Here is an 18,006-nt window from a genome sequence, read left to right as displayed (position 1 = left end):
GAAGGCGTCCCACCCAAGTCCGCTCACGCAAAGGCGTGGCCCGCGAGGGAGCCACGCATCGGAGCGGACCGGGGAGCGCCAGGTCAGCGCGCGGAGCAACGACTACTCAAGGCTACAGCCGGGGATGCAGTGACGCACGTTGATGAGCGTCCTCGTCCCCGAGATGTTCGACTGACAGGCCGCGTACTGCGTCGCCGGCTGACCGGGCAGACGCGTCGACCCGCACTTCAGGACGCAGGCCTGCACGTTCTCCACCCAGTAGATGAGCGTGTCGCCACTCGCGCAGGACGGCGGGTAGCCGATGCCCTGCTCCACGCTGCTCACGGGGGCCTGCGTCTCGGGGGCGTCCGCCGTCGGCTCGCCTCCTCCGCAAGCCAGGAGGGACAGGGAGAAGCAGGCGGTCAGCGCGGCGAGGATTCGGGGGGCGTTCATGGGGGACTCCTGAGCCAGAGATGGAACTCCAGCATCATGCATAAGCCCTGACTTCCGATGAAGTCCCTCCCACGTCCGAAATCTGCTGTCACATATCTCCGCTGCATCAAGGCGCCCCCGAACGCCGGGGCGCCTCACCCGCCCGTGGTGGGCGCGGGTCTCGCGTCGTCGGACAGCCGGGCGTGGACCTGGGAGAGCAGCTCGTAGGAGCGCAGTCGCGCGGTGTGGTCGAAGATCTGCGCGGTGACCATGAGTTCGTCGGGCTGGGTTTCGGCGATGAAGGAGCGCAGTCCCTCTCCCACCTGCTCGGGGTCGCCGACGATGGAGCACGCGAGCATGGACTCGACCTCCGCCAGCTCATACTCGGTGATGCGCCCGTCCATGGTCTCCACGGGGGCCGGAAGCAGTCCCGGCCGGCCGCGCCGCAGGTTGACGAAGGCTTGCAGCAGCGATGTGAAGAGGCGCTGGGCCTGGGCCTCGGTGTCGGCGGCGAAGACGTTGATGCCGAGCATGGCGTAGGGCTTCTGGAGGACCTCGGACGGGCGGAACTGGCTGCGATACAGGCGCAGGGCGGTCATCATCTGCTGCGGCGCGAAGTGCGAGGCGAACGCGAAGGGCAGGCCCATGGCGGCGGCGAGCTGCGCGCTGAAGAGGCTGGAGCCCAACAGCCACAGCGGCACCTTGAGGCCCATGCCCGGCACGGCGCGCACGGCCTGATGGGGCTCCGGCTCCTGGAAGTAGGCCTGCAGTTCTGCGACGTCCTGGGGAAACGCGTCGGAGGAGTCCACGCGGCTGCGCCGCAGGGCGGAGGCGGTGCGCTGGTCCGTTCCGGGAGCGCGGCCCAGGCCCAGGTCGATGCGACCGGGATACAGCGTCTCCAGCGTGCCGAACTGCTCGGCGATGACGAGCGGCGAGTGGTTGGGGAGCATGATGCCGCCCGCGCCCACGCGGATGGTGGAGGTGCCCTGCGCGACATGGCCGATGACGACGGCGGTGGCCGCGCTGGCGATGCCCGTCATGTTGTGGTGCTCGGCCAGCCAGAAGCGCTGATAGCCCCAGCGCTCCACATGGCGAGCCAGGTCCAGCGTGCAGCGCAGGGCGTCACCGGCGTCACTGCCCTGGCGGATGGGGGAGAGGTCGAGAACGGAGAAGGGAATCATCGAGGGACCCCAGGGCATGCACGCGGAACGGAGGACGGGCCCGTCCCGTCCCGGGCGGCACCACCCCCGGCGTCCCAGCGTTAACCGTGGGCCCCCGGGAGCGCACGGGAAACGCGGGAGGGCTCGGACGCTCCCTCGTCACCGGGCCGTGAAGCGGTGTGGCGCGAGGCCCGGTAGACTCCCGGCAGCATGCGCGAGGTCAGCCAGCGGGAAATGGTGGAGCAGCTCCGGTCCCTGGGCGTCCGCGAGGGAGGCGTGCTCCTGGTCCACACGTCCTTCAAGGCGGTGCGGCCCGTCGAGGGAGGCCCTCTCGGGTTGATTGGCGCCTTGCGCGCGGCGCTCGGGCGTGACGGCACCCTGGTCATGCCCACGATGACCGATGGCGAGACGGTGTTCGACCCCGCGTCCACGCCGACGACGGACATGGGCATCACCGCGGAGCTGTTCTGGCGACAGCCCGGAGTCTCACGAAGCACGCACCCGGGAGGCTCGTTCGCCGCCGAGGGCCCGCATGCGGCGGTCATCTGTCGGCCGCAACCGCGCTCCCCTCCGCACGGCCCCGACAGCCCGGTGGGCCGGGTTCACGACCTGGACGGACAGGTCCTCCTGCTCGGGGTGACGCAGGGGGAGAACACGACGCTGCATCTGGCGGAGTCCCTCGCGAAGGTGCCCTACTCCGTCTCCCATCCCTGTGTCGTCGAGGTCGATGGCGTGGCGCGCACGGTGATGATCGCCGAGACGGACCACTGCTGTCGGAACTTCCGGCTCGCCGACGACTGGCTTCGGGCCCGGGGCCTCCAGCGCGAGGGGAACGTCGGAAACGCCGACGCACGGCTGTTCGACGCGCGCTCTCTCGTGGACCTCGCTGTGGCCCACCTTGCCTCGGCGCCGCTCACCTTCCTCTGTCCTCCGGACGCCGGCTGCGAGGAATGCGACGTCGCCCGCACGAGCGTCACCGGCGTCGAGACCTGACCGCGCCGAGGAAGCGTCATCCGGCGAAAGGGTGGGTCCGACTCCGGGGCCGAACTGAGCACCGGAGATCAGCACGGGTGTTGCCGGCGCGACGGGCCCGAGGGCGTGCGCGAAATGCACGTGCCTCGCATGCGCGGCTTGCCTCAATAGCAGCGCGCCTTGAAGCGCGTCAGCATTGGGGGATGGGATGAACAAGACTCACGGGCATGTCGGCTGGGTATTCCTCGCCGCGGCCATGGCCACATCGCAGGTGGCCTGCTCGAAAAGCAACAAGGACAACGGCGACCCGGTCAATCAGAACCAGACGAAGGACGGCCCGGTGGACCAGGGGCCCGACCACCCCCGGCTGACGGGAGGAGACAAGACGCGGGGCGAGCAGATGTTCCGCTTCGAGACCTTCGGCAACGAGGGCTTCTGGACGGACGCGGTGCGGCTGCCCACGGGCATCGTGGCCGCGAAGCTCACCCCGGTGCAGGCGCTTCAAGCGGGCCTGAGCGTCAACGTGGATGCGCTCGACGCGGCCACGAAGACCGCCGTGGCGAATGAGCTGGCCAGCCAAGGAACCAGCGGCCCCTTGCTCAATGACCCGGCCACCACCCTGCTGCTCATCAACGCCAACGCGGTGATTGGTGTCGTGGTCAAGGACACCAATGGCGACGGCAAGCGGGATGTCGCCAGCGGCGACAAGGTCGGCGTGAGCTGCGCGCTGTGCCATGCCATCACCGACGGCTCGGTGGTGAAGTCTCCGAACAACCTCGGAGGTGGCTCCATCGGCAAACAGGTGGACGGGCCCACCCCGCACAACCTCAACGTCGGTGGCATCTTCGCGGTCGCCGCCAACACGCGCGCGCTCTACCCGCTGCTCCAGGTGAAGCTCGCCGCCAACGGCAACAAGTCCATTGGCCGGGCGCCGTCGGACCAGGGGCTCACGGAGACGTCCACGGAGGCGCAGGTCGACGCGCTCGTCGGCAACCCGGCCTTCTATCCGCTGGGCACGTTCGACGATGCCCCGGACGGCACGGGAGCGCAGCAGCACATCGCGGCCTTCTTCCGGACGGACCTGGCGGCGCCGTGGGGGACTCCCGGCGACATCGCTCGGCTCGAGAACTTCAACAACCTCGTCTACACCGTGCTGCTGGACCCGACGAGCCTGGTGACGCCGGATGGCCGCGCGTTCCTCAGGGCCCTGGGCGGCGTGGCCGCGGGCAACGAGCTGGCGGACGACTACCTCGCCATCCTCAAGGACACCCAGGTCAAGGGGAAAGGAGGCGTGGTGGGCGAGGGCTTCCCGTACATCACCGCGACGCAGGTCTCCGACAAGGCGGGAACGGAAGAGGCGCCCGTGGGCCTGCGCGTGAACGAGGACGCGCTGCGGGACTTGAATGCGTACACCGACAGCCTCGCCGCGCCCGCGCCGGGGACTTTTGACGCCACCCTGGCCGCGCGAGGCAAGGAGCAGTTCACCGCGCGCTGCACCAACTGCCACAATGTGGACCAGGGCAAGCGCGTCCCGTCCTTCATCGTGCCGATGAAGAGCATCTTCCCGGGCTACAACCCGACGGTGATAGCCCAGCGTCCGGAGGAAGCGGGCGTGCGCCCCATCGCCTTCGCGCCCATCCAGGACGACCCGGCCAGCATCTTCGACGACAAGACGGTGGTGGTGGAGGCCAGCCGGCGAGGAGAGCCGCGGGGCTCCGCCATGCCGCTCCTGCTCGACCTGGGGCGCAAGGACCGCTTCCTCCATGACAGCTCCGTGGTGGGGCTGGCGTCGCTGCTGGACCCGGCACGGGGAGACAAGGCGCCCCACGCCGTCTACGTCCCGGATGCGGCGCAGCGCGCGGAGTTGGTCGAGTTCCTGAAGAGCCTGTAGGCGCCAGGGAGCGGCCGGACGCCCCGCCACGTTTCTCCGACGGGGCCTCAGTCCTCTTCCATGTCCCGCTTCATCCTCGCCAGCAGGCTCACTGCCTCCATCGCATAGGGGGAGATCCACCGGTCGTGGATCTCCTTGAAGGGCGCGGCGTTGAGGTAGTTCCACCGCGTGCGGCCCTCCCGCACGGCGATGACCAGGCCCGCCCGCTCGAGAACTCCAAGGTGCTGCATCACCGTGCACCGGTCCAGGGACGCCGCGAAGTGCTCACACAGGTCACCCGTGGTCCGGGGCGCGGCCTTCAACAGGTCCAACATCGCCCGCCGCCGCGCGTCCGCCAGCGCCTTGAAAATTTGGTCGTCCCTGGCTTCGCTCGACATGTTATAGAAATATAACATGTATTGAAGTGGAACCCCAACGGGAGAATCCTCATGGAGCCGAAGTTCCAGGTGCAGTTGAAGATCCAGAAGCCGGTGGCCGAGGTCTTCGACGGTGTCGTCAACCCCAAGAAGTTGAGCGGGTACTTCGTGCAGGCGGCCAGTGCGCCCCTGGTGGAAGGCACGACGGTGAAGTGGCGGTTCGCGGAGGCCCCCGGCGAGCACGACGTCATCGTCCGCACGGTGGCCAGGGACGAGCGCATCGCCTTCGAGTGGGAAGCGGCGGGCGGTGGCTACAACACCCGCGTGGAGATGCTCTTCAAGCCCATCGATGAGCGGAGCACGTTGGTGCAGATCCGCGAGTCAGGCTGGAAGGAGGACGCCCGGGGAGTCGACGCGTCCTACGACAACTGTGGCGGCTGGATGCACATGATGACGTGTCTCAAGGCGTACCTCGAGTTCGGCATCAACCTGCGCGCGGGTGGCGCCTACTGAGGGAGCCCCCCGAGCTGCCCTCGCCCCGGGCTACAACGAGGGCAGCACCGGCGCGTCCTTGAGTCGGGGCGCGCGCAAATCCTTGGGTGACAGCAACGGCTCGGGCACCGGCCAGGGGATGGCGAGGTCCGGGTCGTTCCAGGCGATGCAGCGCTCCGTCTCCGGCGCGTAGAGCGTGGTGCACTTGTAGTGGAAGTCGGCGGTGGCGCTCGTCACGCAGAAGCCATGGGCAAAGCCCGGCGGAATCCAGAGCTGACGCCGGTTCTCCGCGGACAGCTCCACCGCCACCCACTGGCCGAATGTCGGCGAGCCGCGACGGACGTCGACGGCGACGTCGTACACGCTGCCCGCGAACACCTGCACCAGCTTCCCCTGCCCTTGCGGCTCCTGGAAGTGCAGCCCACGCAGCGTGCCCCGCGCCGAGCGCGAGTAGTTGTCCTGGACGAAGGGCCCGGGGATGCCGACGTCCGCGTAGCGCTTCTCGTGGAACAGCTCCATGAAGAAGCCCCGGTCGTCACCGAAGACCTTCGGCTCCACCAGCAACAGCTCCGGAATCTCCAGCGGCGTCACCTTCATGACACCGCGCCCCGGTTCTCCGCGACGGACATCAGATATTGCCCGTACTCGTTCTTGAGCATCGGCTCCGCCAGCGTCACCAATTGCTTCGCGTCGATGTAGCCCATCCGGTACGCAATCTCCTCCGGGCACGACACCTTGAGGCCCTGGCGCCGCTCGATGATCTCAATGAAGTTGGATGCCTCCATGAGCGAGCTGTGCGTCCCTGTGTCCAGCCATGCGTACCCGCGCCCCATCAGCTCCACGTTCAGCTGACCGCGACGCAGGTACTCCGCGTTCACGTCGGTGATCTCCAGCTCGCCCCGCTTGCTCGGTTTGAGCGCGGCGGCGATGTCGAGCACCTGGTTGTCGTAGAAGTAGAGCCCGGTGACGGCGTAGTTCGACTTCGGCTTGAGCGGCTTCTCTTCCAGGCTCACCGCGCGGTTGCTCGCGTCCAGCTCCACCACGCCGTAGCGCTCCGGGTCCTTCACGTAATAGCCGAACACGGTGGCGCCCGCCGCGCGCCGCGCCGCTCCGCGCACCAGGCTGCTCAGCCCGTGCCCGTAGAAGATGTTGTCGCCCAGGATGAGTGACACGGGGTCCTTGCCCACGAAGTCACGGCCGATGATGAAGGCCTGCGCCAGGCCCTCCGGGCGGGGCTGCTCCGCGTACTCGAAACGCATCCCCCACTGCGTGCCGTCCGACAGCAGCTCCCGGAAGCGCGGCAGGTCCTGCGGCGTGGAGATGATGAGCACGTCGCGGATGCCCGCCAGCATCAGCGTGCTGAGCGGGTAGTAGATCATCGGCTTGTCGTGCACCGGCAACAGCTGCTTGCTGACCACCCGGGTCAGTGGGTACAGCCGCGTGCCCGAGCCGCCGGCGAGGATGATGCCCTTCATGTCCACCTCTCGAAGTCAGTGCCCGCGCGCGGCCTTCCACGTCGCGTGGAAGCGCGCCAGCGATTCGGCCAGTTCCAGGGGTTTCGCCGCCAGCTCGCCACGGACCTTGTCCGTCTTGAGCCCGCCCTTCAGCGGACGGGGACTGGGCAGCTTCAGCTCCGCCATGCGCGTGGGGACGATGAGCTTCGCGTCGAACCCGAACACCTCGCACAGTGCCCGGCCGTAGGCCACGCGGTCCACGACGGTGCCGCCGCAGGTGTTCCACACGCCACCGAGCTTGCGCTCGCCCAGCTCCACCAGCATCGCCGCCACGTTGTCCGCCAGACTGGGCGAGACGACCTGGTCCTCGAACAGCCGCGCGGGCTGCCCCTTCTCCAGGGTCATCACCAGCCACGCGCCGAAGTTGAGCCGCCCCTCCACCGGAGGCCAGCCGTACACCACCGCCGTCCGGGCAATGGCGCAGCCGGGCGCGAGCACCCGAGCCGCCTGTTCGCCCATGTGCTTCGTCACCGCGTAGACGCCGCGCGGGTTGGGGATGGAGGCTTCGTCGTAGGGGCCCGCGTCACCGTCGAAGACGTAGTCCGTGGACACGTGCACCAGGTGCGCCCCGGCCTTGCGTGCCCCGCGAGCCACCGCCGCCGTCCCGTTCACGTTGCCCGCGTAGGCCGCCTCCGGGTCCTTCTCGCAGGCGTCCACTTCCGTCATGGAGGCGCAGTGGATGACCACTTCGGGCGCGGCGGCTTCCATCGCCGCGGCGACCTCCGCCTCGCGCGTCAGGTCCACCGACACGTAGCCGTACTCGCCGCCCGTGCGCCGGGGGCCTCGGCCGAAGCCCACCACCGTGTGTCCCCGCTGCTCCAGCAGCACACAGGCGCGGCTTCCCACCAGTCCGTTGGAGCCCGTGACGAGCACGCGCATGTCACGCCCTCCCTTGGAGACGACCGCGGTACTGCGTCTCGAAGTACTGCCGATACGCGCCGCTCATCACCCGCTCCCACCACGCGGGGTGGTCCACGTACCAGCGCACCGTCTCCGCCAGGCCCTGCTCGAAGGTGTGCGCGGGCGTCCAGCCCAGCTCCGCGCGAATCTTCGACGGGTCGATGGCGTAGCGCCGGTCATGCCCCGGCCGGTCCTTCACGTACTGGATGAGCGACTCCGGCTTGCCCACCAGCCCGAGGATGGCCTTCACGATGTCGATGTTGCGCCGCTCCGCCCCGCCGCCGATGTTGTACACCTCGCCCGAGCGGCCCTGCTCCAGCGCGCGCAGCAACGCCTGGCAGTGGTCCTCCACGTGCAGCCAGTCGCGCACGTTCGCGCCGTCGCCATACACGGGCAGCGGCTTGTCATGCAGCGCGTTGACCACCATGAGCGGAATCAGCTTCTCCGGGAACTGGTAGCGCCCGTAGTTGTTCGAGCACCGCGTCACGACGACGTCCATTCCGAACGTGTGGTGGTACGCGAGCGCCACCAGGTCCGAGCTCGTCTTGCTGGCCGAGTACGGGCTGGAGGGCTGGAGCGGCGAGGACTCGGTGAAGGCGCCCGTGGGCCCCAGCGAACCGTAGACCTCGTCGGTGGAGACCATGAGGAAGCGCTTCACGCCCCGCGCGCGGCAGGCCTCCAGCAACCGCTGGGTGCCCAGCACGTTGGTGGTGATGAACACCTCCGGCCCCAGGATGGAGCGGTCCACATGGCTCTCCGCGGCCAGGTGCAGCACGGCGTCGATGGCGTGCGTGGAGAGCAGCTCCTCCATCTGCACGCGGTCGCCGATGTCGCCCCGGACGAAGACATGGCGGGGGTCGCCCTCGAGGTCCGACAGATTCTCCAGGTTGCCCGCGTACGTGAGCAGGTCGAGGTTGACCACCGTCCACTCGGGTCGCTCGCGTCGCAGGTACCTCACGAGGTTGGAGCCGATGAAGCCACACCCTCCTGTCACCAATACGTTCATGTGCCGCGGGCCTCGAGTGCTCAGAGAGGGTGCCTGCGTATCGGAGGGGTCGTCGACGGTCAAGGCGCCAGGGGCCTCGGGCTTGTGTGCTCCCCCTCGCGGCGCTAAGGGAGCCGGGCGTGAACGCATCCAGACGCAGCTCCCCCACGTCGGGTCCCCGGGAAGTCCATCAGCTCCTGCCACGACTCGCGTGGGGAGACGCGGTGGGCAACCAGGTGCGTTACCTCCAGGGCCTCTTGCGCAGCTGGGGCTTCGCCTCGGAAATCTACGCCGAGGACTGGGATGACGCCTGCAAGGACCAGGTCCGGCACGTCCGCGAGTACGCGAAGCATGCCCGCCCGGACTCCGTGCTGCTGGTGCATCACAGCTTCCAGTCGCGGCTCGTGCCGCTCATCGTCCGAGCGCCTGGTCGCAAGGTGCTCGTGTACCACAACGTGACGCCTGCCCGGCTGTTCGAGGGGTTCGAGCGCAAGGTGGCCGCCGCGTGTGACGCGGCCCGGGACGAGCTGCTCGAGCTGCGCCCCCATATCGAGCGGGCGTTCGCCTACTCGCGCTTCAGCGCCGAGGAGCTGATGGCGGCGGGTTACGCGTCGGTGTCGACGCTGCCATTCGCCATCGACTGGAGTGCGTTCGACGCGGAGCCGGACCCCGCGCTGCTCGCGGAGCTGAGCGACGGTTTCGCCAACGTCCTCTTCGTCGGGAGGGCGGTGCCCAGCAAGAAGGTGGACGACGTGCTGCGCGTCTTCACCGCGTACCAGCGGCTGTACCAGCCGCGCAGCCGGCTCGTCGTCGCCGGGTATCTGCATCGGGATGGCGCCTATGGCGCGTACCTGCACGGGCTCAAGGAAGTGCTCGGCGCGGAGCGTGTCCTCTTCCTGGGCCGGGTGAGCGCGGCGCAGCTCTCCGCGTGTTTCGCCACCGCGTCGGCGTATCTCTCCATGAGCCGGCACGAGGGCTTCGGAGTGCCCTTGCTGGAGGCGATGTACCGGAACGTGCCCGTCGTCGCCTATGGCGCGGCGGCTGTCCCTGAGACCCTGGGGGGAGCGGGGCTCGCGACGCTGTCGGATGACCCGGCGGAGGTGGCGGAGCTGCTCGCGGTGCTGGACCGGAGCCCCGAGCTTCGAGCGCAGGTGCTCGAAGGGCAGCGAGCACGGCTCCAGGTCCTCTCGCAAGCGCGCGTGGCCAAGCAGGTGCGTGAGGCCTTCGACGCGATGCTGACGTCGAACGTGACGGAGGCGCCCTCCTCCGTGGCGGCTCGCGAGTCGACAACCGTGGAGCTGGTGTGCCCTGGGTACACCGTGCGACCCGACGACGCGGCGTCGCGCGTGGCGCGTCACCTGGCGAAGAGGCTGCCCGGGGCGAGAGTCCTCGCGCTCCGACCTCGTGGTGCCGAGGCCTCGCTGGAGGTCGCTCCCGAGCAGGTGGAGGGCGTGTCCGTGCGGTACTTCACGCCGGACCAGCCCGTGGGACGAGGGCCTGGAGCGTTGCCCGGCTCGTCGTCGCTGGAGACCGCGGTGCGCGTGTCTTCGGAGGCGGTCATCTTGCTGGGGGTGGATTCTCTCTCGGCTCAGGCGCTCATGCCTCACGTGGGAGCGAGGGCCCTGGGGACGTATACGGCCGAGCATCCGTCGACGGTGGTGGAGTTCGCGCGCCGCCACCTGGGTGACCGGCTGGTGATGATGGAGCCGTCGCGCCCCGAGGAGACAGTCATGACGCTGTTGGAAGGATTCAACTCCGTTCGAGGTGATGCGCGTGCGCGCTGAGGACCTGTTGACCCGTGCGCCCTCGCCCGAAGCCGTGGCGAAGGAGACCCAGAAGCTGCCGGAGCCCTCCGCCGAAGCGCGCGAGTCACTGCGCCAGACGCTGGAGGCATCCGCGCGTCCCGCCACTCCCACGCCCTGGCCCGCGCTGCTCCAGGAGGCACGCGGGAAGATGGACAGCCGCTATGCCGGTCCGGTGACGTCACACCGGGGTGGCTTGTCGGGCCCGGCGCTCGTGCTCGCGAAGAAAGCCTTCCGGCTCGTCTTCCAGCCATTCATCAACGAGGCGCTCCGCAAGCAGGTGGAGTTCAACGAGTCCATCCTCGATGCGCTCGCGACCATTCATGACGTCCAGCGTGAGCACGCGCGCACGCAGGCCACCTGGCGGCAAGACGTGGAGCGTCGACTCGCGCGCATCGAGGATGCGGCTCGGAGCAGCGCCTCTCATGAGGCCGCTGGCGGGGTGACTCCCGAGCCGTCGACCACGGAGCGCACGGAGCAGCAGCCGTCCGCACCGACGACGGACGGCGAGGCCGCATCTCCTCCGCACGCCTCGCGGGAGACGGTGAGCGCAGAGACAAGGTCGTCGTCGCCGAAGGCGGACGGCAAGGCCGCATCCCCTCCTCGCGCCTCACGGGAGGCGGCGAGCGCAGCAACAAAGTCGTCTCCGCCTAAGACGGACGGCGAGGCCGCATCCCCTCCGCACGCCTCGCGGGAGACGGTGAGCGCAGAGACCAGGTCGTCCTCGCCGACGACGTATGGCGAGGCCGCATCCCCTCCTCGCGCCTCACGGGAGACGGACAGCACAGACTCATCGTCACGGGCCGCGCGACGACAAGGCGCCAACAACGAGTCTCCCGAGCGCCCCCCTCGTCCGTCGGGTGGCCCCTCTCGTCGCCGCTCTGGTCGGCGCTAGCCTTTCCCCTCGAGGTCTTCGTGCGCATCTGCCTGGTCTCTAGAGAACTCTCTCCCTTTCTCGGGGGCGATATCGGCACGTATGCGTCGCTGATGAGCCGCGCGTTCGTCGAGGCGGGCCATGAGGTGCACGTCCTCACCGCGCCTCATGCGGGCCTCGAACGCGCCGACACGCTGTTGCCCGGCGTCCACGTGCACGCCGTTCGCTCGGAGATGGACTCGGCCTTCGCGGGCGCCTTCCCCTTCGCTCCGATGCGCCACGCCATGGATGTCTATTCATCCCTGCGCGAGCTGCATGCACGCCACGCCTTCGACTTCATCGAGTTCCCCGAGCGTGACTTCGAGGGCTACTTCGCGCTGAGGGCCCGGCGCACGCTGGGACACTTCGCCTCCGCCGTGCTCGCCGTGCGCCTGCACACGCCCACCCGCGAGCTTCGGGCTCTCAACGGCATCTCCCCGTTGGATCTGGACCTGGCCCGGTGGGAGTACATGGAGGACACCTCCGTCCGCGAGGCGGACCTGGTCCTGTCTCCCACGCACGCCCTGCTTGACAAGGTGCGTTCGCGGCTGAAGCTGGAGACCCGAGGCGTCGTCGTTCCCCATCCCTTCCCTCACGACGCCTCGACGCGCTCCGCACACGCGGAGAAAGGCCGACCACAGGTTCTGTACTTCGGCCCGCTGGAGCACCGGAAGGGCGTCCATCTCCTCGTCGACGCGATGCAGGCGCTCTTCGAGCGAGGCGTCAACGCGACGCTCCTCCTCATCGGAGAGGACACTCCGACGGGGCCGGCCGGGCGTTCCATGCGCGCCTCGCTGGAGCGCCGGATTGCTCCCGCGTGGCACGAGCGCATCCAGTTCGAACTCGCGCGCTCCACTCCCGGGCTTGCCGTCGCCCTCGCTGACGCCTCCGTGTGTTGCTTCCCCTCGCTGTGGGAGAACTTCCCCCACCGCTGCCTGGAGGCCATGTCCGCCGGCGCGCTCGTCGTGGGCAGCAACGCGGGAGGCATGGCGGAGCTCATCGAGGACGAGCGCAGTGGACTGCTCTTCCGCACGGGGGATGTGGCCCACCTGGCGGCCACGCTGGAGAAGGCGCTGACCCTCCCCGCCCTGCGCGAGACGGTGCGCCGCGAGGCCCCTGCCCGTGTCGCCAATTACTGCGCCCCCGCGAGCATCGTGAAGCAGGTGGAAGCCGCCGTGGAGTCCGTGGCGGACGTGCGCCACCGCGTGCTTCCCAAGCGTCGCACGCCGAGGTCGGACACCCCGCTCGTGTCGGTGCTGGTGCCCTACTTCAACATGGGGCACTACCTGCCGGAGACACTGCGCTCCATTCGCGCGCAGACCTTCACCGACTACGAGATTGTCCTCGTGGACGACGGCTCCACCGAAGCGGAGAGCATCGAACTGCTCGAGCGGGTCCAGGCCCCGGACCTGCGCATCGTCCGCCAGCGCAATGGCGGGCTGAGCGCTGCACGCAACACCGGGCTGAAGCACGCCCGAGGGCACTACATCCTCCCGCTGGACCCAGACGACCTCATCGCCCCGACGTTCCTGGAGAAGACCGTCGCGGTGATGGAGGGCACGCCAGGGCTGGGCTACGCCACGTCCCTGGTGAACTACTTCGTCGACGACGCCACCCGCGTAACGGGCGGCTGGGTGCCGTGGGGCATGGAGCGCGACGCGCTCTGGGTGGCCAACGTGGCCTCCACGTGTACCGCGCTGATGGAGCGCCGACGCGTCGAGGAAGTCGGCGGCTACGACGAGTGGTTCACCGGGTTCGAGGACTGGGACGTCTTCTGCTCGCTCGCGGAGCGCGGGCTCGAAGGCTCCGTCATCCCCGAGAGCCTGTTCTCCTACCGCGTGCGGATGGACTCGATGACGCGGACCTCGCTCGTCTCCGAGCGAGACGGGCTGCTGGCCCACCTGAACCAGAAGCATCCAGGACTCGCGCTTCATCCCGAGCGCGCGCTTCGCATCCTCCGAGGCGAGGCTCGCAAGCAAGAGGCCCGGCTCCTCGCCCAGGCCGCGGCGGCCATTCCCCGGCCCTTGCTCACCCGGGTCGTCGACCGGCTCAACGGCACGCTCAAGCGCATGGACTTCGTCCACCACACGCTGCGCGGTGCCGTCTCATGGGTGGTGGGCGCGGAGGGCGACTCACGGCCCCTGCGTCACCAGCTCGCGGACCGACTCAGCGGCAAGTCACGACCCGACCGCTGAGCCCGTGGCACCGCCGTGGTGCCCGACTGGACGTCTTCCTTCACGCGAGCAACGCGCGGTGGCTCAGCGCCGCCCCATGCCCAGCTTGCTGGTGGTCTTCATCACCTGCTTCATCGTCGGGTGGACCACCGGCATCGCCTTGAGCGTCCGGTTGAGCAGGTCCACCAGTGCGTAGCGCGTGGGGCGTGCCTCCGCGCCTTCCGGCGTCAGCCCACTGGCCGCGAGCTTGAGGAGCCGGTGCATCATCGGAAGGCGCTTCAGCGTGGAGTTGAGGGTGTCCACCACGCCATAGCGCAGCGGAACCTCCCCACCCGCCGCCACGGACGTGGGCTCCGCGGGCGCCGTACGGGCCCCGTTGGGAGGCGTGGCCAGGAGCAGGAAGGCCGCCAGCTGGACTCCAGCGGGAAGCGGGCGAGAGAGGTTCTGGTGGAGCTGGAAGAGCAGCTCCTGATGCCGGCGCGGATTGACGCCGGAGATCATCGACCCCTTGCGCCGCCGGTAGTGGAAGTGGAGCGCATTGGTGACGAGGAAGCGGTGCCCCGCATGCGCCAGGCGCAGGTAGAGGTCCCAGTCCTCGTAGCTCGTCATCTCCTCGTTGTAGCGAAGGGTCTCGAACAGCGAGCGGCGCATGAGCGACGTGGCACAGGACAGCCGATTGGCCACCATGCCCAGCGATGGACAGTCGCCAATGAAGAGGGCGTAGTCGATGAAGCGCCGCTGCGCCCGCCCCTCGTCGGAGTCGAAGTAGCCCGTGGACGGCACCACCACGTCGAACTCCCGGTGGCGCTCCAGCGCCTCCACCGCCAGGCGGATGAAGGTGGGGCTGATGCAGTCGTCCGCGTCCAGCGGGAGGATGTAGTCCCCCGTCGCCGCGCGCAGGCCGATGTTGCGCGAGGCCGGCAGGCCCCTGTTGACGGGATTGCGGATGAGCTTCACGCCGCTGGAGCCAGACTGGGTGGCCTCCTCGATGCGGCCAAGCACTTCGTGGTCGAACGCGCCCGTCGAGGCGTCATCCACGATGATGACTTCAATCTCCGGGTAGTTGCTGTCCGCGATGCTCGCCAACGTCTCCGGGAGGAAGCGACCCAGGTTGTGGTTGGTGATGAGCACGCTGACACGAGGAAGGTCGGCGTCCGGGTCCGGCCGGGACAGGGCGGGCTCCGCCCTGGGGGTCTCCCAGTACGGAGGTACCGCCGTCCACTCCACCGGCAGCAGGGCCGGGGCACGCCACGCCCGCTCCAGGGCCTCCACGAGCCCATCCACCGAGCCGCCGTACGTGTAGCAATTCACCCCATCGATGAAGGGGCTTCCTGGCGCGAATGCGACACACGCACCATTGAGCACCAGCGTGGCGCCCGCGCTGGAGGCCTCGTAAGCGGTGAGGTTGAGCGACTCGTAGTCCGAAGAAATGACGACGATGCCGTGCCGCATCAGGGCGTCGCGGTCCTTGCTCGGCCCGGTGAACAGGAAGCGGGAGCGCAGGTCCTCCGGAATCAGCGCCTGGACATAGGCGAGATACGCCGAGTTGGCCGTATGACAGGCCAGGACGGCCTTCCCCCGGTACTCCGGGAAGCGACGCATGAACCCGGCCGCGCCCCGGACGAACACATCGGTGCGCTTGATGTTCTGAATCTTGGTGACGAAGAGCAGGTCCGGCTCGCCCTCTCCTCGCGGCGGCACCGGGTCCGCCTTTGGAGCCACGGGCGGAAACTCCCGCACGACCTTGTCCAGCCACGAGTCAGGGAAGCCGTAGAACGAGCAGTTGAGCTCGGCGACGCCAGGGATGTGGGCGATGACAAGGTCCGCGTCGAGCAGCGCCTTGCGCTCCAGCTCGAACTGACCCATGTGCTCCCAGCCCAGCAACTGGCGTTCGAAAGGCGCCAGCATCCCGCCCGTCGAGTGCAGTCGCACCACCACCTGCGCGCCCTCCAGGCCACAGCCGAGCAGCTTCTCCTGGATGGCACAGAAGGCCCAGCCTCGGTAGTCCGGGAACTCGATGACGTCGAAGCGAGTTCCTTCCTCCTCCAGCCTGCGCAGCTCGAGCAGCAGCTCCATCGACTGGGCGTGGCAAACCGTGTCGGTGAACGCCCCGGGCGGAGGATAGACACCCCCTTCGTCGAAGCTCGTGTCCCACTCGCTGCGGGCCGGAGCGACGTGCGCCTTCACCTTGCCCAGGAAGTGGCGCTCCACCTCGCGCGGATTCACCGTCGTGCGCGCCGGGAACAGCAGGTGGAGCTCCAAGTCCAGCTCACGACGAAGCGAGTCCTCGACGAGGTTGTGAAGGACACGGCCGATGCCGCCCGCGGTGAACGGATACATCTCGTCCGTGACGAGGCAAACGCGACGCAGACTCATGACTGAACGAACTCCTCCAGGACCTTGACCGCTTCGACCGTGAGGGCCCGCTCGTAGTCCACCATCATCTGCGTGAGTTCCTCGGGCGAGCGCTCGCGCAGGGCCAGCATCCGCTCGATGGCCGCGGCCACGACCTCCACGGAGTCCACGCCGGAAATCTGCGCGAGCCGCTGGTAGGGGTGAGCATCCAGCGCGCCCAGGCTGAGCGCCCCATACACACACGGAACGCGCAACGCGAGCGCCTCCAGTCCCGTCATGGGCTGGCACTCCGACAGGGAGGCATTGAGGACGATGTCACAGCGGCGGACCAGCTCGAACAGCTCGGTGCGGCTGGGGCGCGCGACGTGATGGATGCGCCGCGTGCTCTTCATGACGTCCGGCAGCCGGTAGTTCGCCGTGACGTAGATGTCGTCGATACGAGAGGACGACTGGCAGGCGAAGAGGTTGGTGAAGAAGTTCTTCCGCCAGTCGTTGGGCGTGGGGATGAGCGCGGCGCGCGTGAGGCGACGAGTCGCTGGGCTGCGTTCGGCCTCCGGCAACGTGGGCGGAAGGTTGAGCACCGTCTTCGGGAAGACCTCCGGGGCCAGCAGGTGCATACCCGGCTTGACGGTCGCCAGCGCGTTGATGACGCCCCGGCGCCGCAGGTCGATGAGCTGCGCGAAGCAGTCGAGTTCGAACGAGTAGTGGAACTGCGCCGACGAGCCATGCCACAGCGCGAGGATTCGCACCGACGAGCCCAGCGCCCGGCGTAGCAGCACCACGAGGTCGCGGGCGTTGGAGGAGTAGCCGTGGAGGATGATCTGGCTGCACCCGCTGCGCTCGACAAGTTCGATGGCGGCACGCAGCTCGCGCTCGTCCAACACGCGGTCGGACGCGATGGCCAGCTTCTGGCCCGGCAGGTATCCGGCGGCGGCGCGGATGCCGTGCCAGTCCTGATGAAAGACATGCATCAACTTCCTGAACTGGGGCAGGTCGGCGGACCAGCGGGTGTCCAGCGCGGCGTTGAGGATGAAGCCAGGGACCGACGAGGTCGCCGGCACGTGCGGGGCCGGTGCGTCCGGAAACGGTGCTCGTGAGGCTCGCAGGCGGGCCAGGTCATCCGACAGCGCCTGAAGCCGCTGGCGGCGCTCGAAGCGCTCGGACTCCACCGCCAGGCGCTCGGTCAGCTCCGCCACCCGCGCCTCGCTGTTCGCGGCGGGCGTCGACAGGGACTTACTGGCCCTGCCCGCCCACTCCAGCAACCGGGGCATGGCGCGCGCGTGCAGCGCTTCCAACGTCAGCGGCTGGGACTCATCGCGCGGGGCCTCGGGGCCCACGAGCTGGAAGTAGCGCCGGCCATGGCCCGGCTGGCGCTTGAGGACATAGACGTCCTGGTGGTCCACGAGACCCGGCCCGTGGTGCAAATCCCACCCTTCCGGGAGCAGGTCCGCGAAGGCGTGGTGCCAGGAGCCCGGATGACACGAGGGGTCCCACACGCTGGTGGGCATCAGCGGGTTCTCCACCAGCACCAGCATGCCGCCGGGCAGCACCATCTGCCCCATGGTCTCCAGCAGCGCGGGGATGCGCTCGCTCGGGTTGTGCACGAGCGTGGAGACGGAGAAGACGAGGTCGAACCGTCGTCCCCCCACCGCGATGAGCGGGTCGTCCCCGCAGAAGATGCGCTCCTCGACGGGGCGCAGCGAGGCGGGCGGCTCCAGACGCAGCGGCTCCGTCATGGACTCCGAGATGTCGTACCCGTGGTAGCGCACCTGGGAGAGCTGGGAGAGGGAGGTCGCGTGCCGGCCGAAGCCACAGCCAAACTCCAACACGGACAGTGCGCGGTCCAACCGGCGCTGTTCGGAGCGGATGAGCGCGGTCAGCAGACGTTCCTGCTGACCGTACGCGAGGTGCCCCTGCCCTTCGCGGACCCTCACCAGTTCCCGATAGGAGTGGCCGTTGGTCGTCTTCCAGAAATGGAGACTGTCGCGCATCTGGGCCACGTCCCCATTCGGGCCCTCGCTCTTGATGTCTTTGTACATGTGCCGATGTGGAGTTACGCCGCCTGCATGAACCGAAGGAGG

General features: G+C 68.7%; 15 protein-coding genes. 6 read left to right on the top strand and 9 right to left on the bottom strand.

Annotated elements, in window-relative coordinates; translation table 11 throughout:
- Positions 1 to 102: 102 nt before the first annotated feature.
- On the bottom strand, positions 103 to 432 hold the full coding sequence (locus HUA76_RS36480) for a hypothetical protein (RefSeq protein WP_141646881.1): 330 nt from the start codon (positions 430 to 432) through the stop codon (positions 103 to 105).
- Positions 433 to 566: 134 nt separating this feature from the next.
- Positions 567 to 1,592: an LLM class flavin-dependent oxidoreductase gene (locus tag HUA76_RS36475; protein ID WP_141646891.1), complete on the bottom strand. Its 1,026-nt coding sequence runs from the start codon at positions 1,590 to 1,592 to the stop codon at positions 567 to 569.
- 189 nt (positions 1,593 to 1,781) lie between these two features.
- Between HUA76_RS36475 and HUA76_RS36470 the strand changes: the two genes are divergently transcribed.
- Both HUA76_RS36470 and HUA76_RS36465 read left to right on the top strand, forming a co-directional pair.
- Entirely contained in the window at positions 1,782 to 2,564 is a 783-nt protein-coding gene (locus HUA76_RS36470) for an AAC(3) family N-acetyltransferase (protein ID WP_174463458.1), read from the top strand.
- A 187-nt stretch (positions 2,565 to 2,751) separates the two neighbouring features.
- Positions 2,752 to 4,434, top strand: coding sequence for a hypothetical protein (locus HUA76_RS36465; RefSeq protein ID WP_217440685.1), 1,683 nt, complete (start codon positions 2,752 to 2,754; stop codon positions 4,432 to 4,434).
- A gap of 47 nt (positions 4,435 to 4,481) precedes the next feature.
- Here HUA76_RS36465 and HUA76_RS36460 read toward each other — a convergent pair whose 3' ends face one another.
- Positions 4,482 to 4,811: a helix-turn-helix transcriptional regulator gene (locus HUA76_RS36460; RefSeq protein WP_141646883.1), complete on the bottom strand. Its 330-nt coding sequence runs from the start codon at positions 4,809 to 4,811 to the stop codon at positions 4,482 to 4,484.
- Positions 4,812 to 4,862: 51 nt separating this feature from the next.
- Between HUA76_RS36460 and HUA76_RS36455 the strand changes: the two genes are divergently transcribed.
- The gene (locus HUA76_RS36455) at positions 4,863 to 5,303 is read left to right on the top strand and encodes an SRPBCC domain-containing protein (RefSeq protein WP_174463457.1); all 441 of its coding nucleotides are present in this window, start codon (positions 4,863 to 4,865) and stop codon (positions 5,301 to 5,303) included.
- Positions 5,304 to 5,333: 30 nt separating this feature from the next.
- Here HUA76_RS36455 and rfbC read toward each other — a convergent pair whose 3' ends face one another.
- Genes rfbC through rfbB form a run of 4 tightly spaced genes read right to left on the bottom strand, consistent with a single transcriptional unit; the run spans position 5,334 to position 8,702 of the window.
- A complete protein-coding gene (gene rfbC / locus HUA76_RS36450; protein ID WP_174455822.1) occupies positions 5,334 to 5,879 on the bottom strand; it encodes a dTDP-4-dehydrorhamnose 3,5-epimerase in 546 nt (181 codons plus the stop codon).
- Complete coding sequence (gene rfbA / locus HUA76_RS36445; protein ID WP_174455823.1) at positions 5,876 to 6,757, bottom strand: glucose-1-phosphate thymidylyltransferase RfbA; 882 nt, start codon at positions 6,755 to 6,757, stop codon at positions 5,876 to 5,878. Before rfbA ends, rfbC begins: the two co-directional genes overlap by 4 nt.
- Positions 6,758 to 6,772: 15 nt before the next feature.
- Positions 6,773 to 7,675, bottom strand: coding sequence for an SDR family oxidoreductase (locus HUA76_RS36440; protein ID WP_174463456.1), 903 nt, complete (start codon positions 7,673 to 7,675; stop codon positions 6,773 to 6,775).
- Position 7,676: 1 nt separating this feature from the next.
- Positions 7,677 to 8,702 carry a dTDP-glucose 4,6-dehydratase gene (gene rfbB, locus HUA76_RS36435; protein ID WP_174463455.1) on the bottom strand — a complete coding sequence of 342 codons (1,026 nt, stop codon included), beginning with the start codon at positions 8,700 to 8,702 and terminating at the stop codon, positions 7,677 to 7,679.
- A 119-nt stretch (positions 8,703 to 8,821) separates the two neighbouring features.
- Here rfbB and HUA76_RS36430 point away from each other — a divergent pair, with 119 nt between their 5' ends.
- From HUA76_RS36430 to HUA76_RS36420, 3 genes are read left to right on the top strand one after another with little or no spacing between them, the layout of a single operon-like run.
- On the top strand, positions 8,822 to 10,465 hold the full coding sequence (locus tag HUA76_RS36430; RefSeq protein ID WP_371823567.1) for a glycosyltransferase: 1,644 nt from the start codon (positions 8,822 to 8,824) through the stop codon (positions 10,463 to 10,465).
- Positions 10,455 to 11,378 (top strand): hypothetical protein, encoded by a 924-nt coding sequence (locus HUA76_RS45835; RefSeq protein ID WP_254614713.1) that lies wholly within the window; start codon positions 10,455 to 10,457, stop codon positions 11,376 to 11,378. The genes HUA76_RS36430 and HUA76_RS45835 overlap by 11 nt, the downstream gene beginning before the upstream one ends.
- A gap of 20 nt (positions 11,379 to 11,398) precedes the next feature.
- Entirely contained in the window at positions 11,399 to 13,591 is a 2,193-nt protein-coding gene (locus tag HUA76_RS36420; protein ID WP_174463454.1) for a glycosyltransferase, read from the top strand.
- A gap of 63 nt (positions 13,592 to 13,654) precedes the next feature.
- On the opposite strand, the gene HUA76_RS36415 is transcribed toward HUA76_RS36420, so the two are convergent.
- Complete coding sequence (locus HUA76_RS36415) at positions 13,655 to 15,946, bottom strand: glycosyltransferase (protein WP_174463453.1); 2,292 nt, start codon at positions 15,944 to 15,946, stop codon at positions 13,655 to 13,657.
- On the bottom strand, positions 15,943 to 17,964 hold the full coding sequence (locus tag HUA76_RS36410; protein WP_174463452.1) for a methyltransferase domain-containing protein: 2,022 nt from the start codon (positions 17,962 to 17,964) through the stop codon (positions 15,943 to 15,945). The genes HUA76_RS36415 and HUA76_RS36410 overlap by 4 nt, the downstream gene beginning before the upstream one ends.
- Positions 17,965 to 18,006 lie beyond the last annotated feature (42 nt).

The sequence above is a fragment of the Myxococcus sp. CA056 genome (genome assembly GCF_013336715.1).
Lineage (GTDB): Bacteria > Myxococcota > Myxococcia > Myxococcales > Myxococcaceae > Myxococcus > Myxococcus llanfairpwllgwyngyllgogerychwyrndrobwllllantysiliogogogochensis.
Note: the sequence above shows the minus strand (reverse complement) of the source record. Positions and strands in the feature narration are given on the sequence as shown.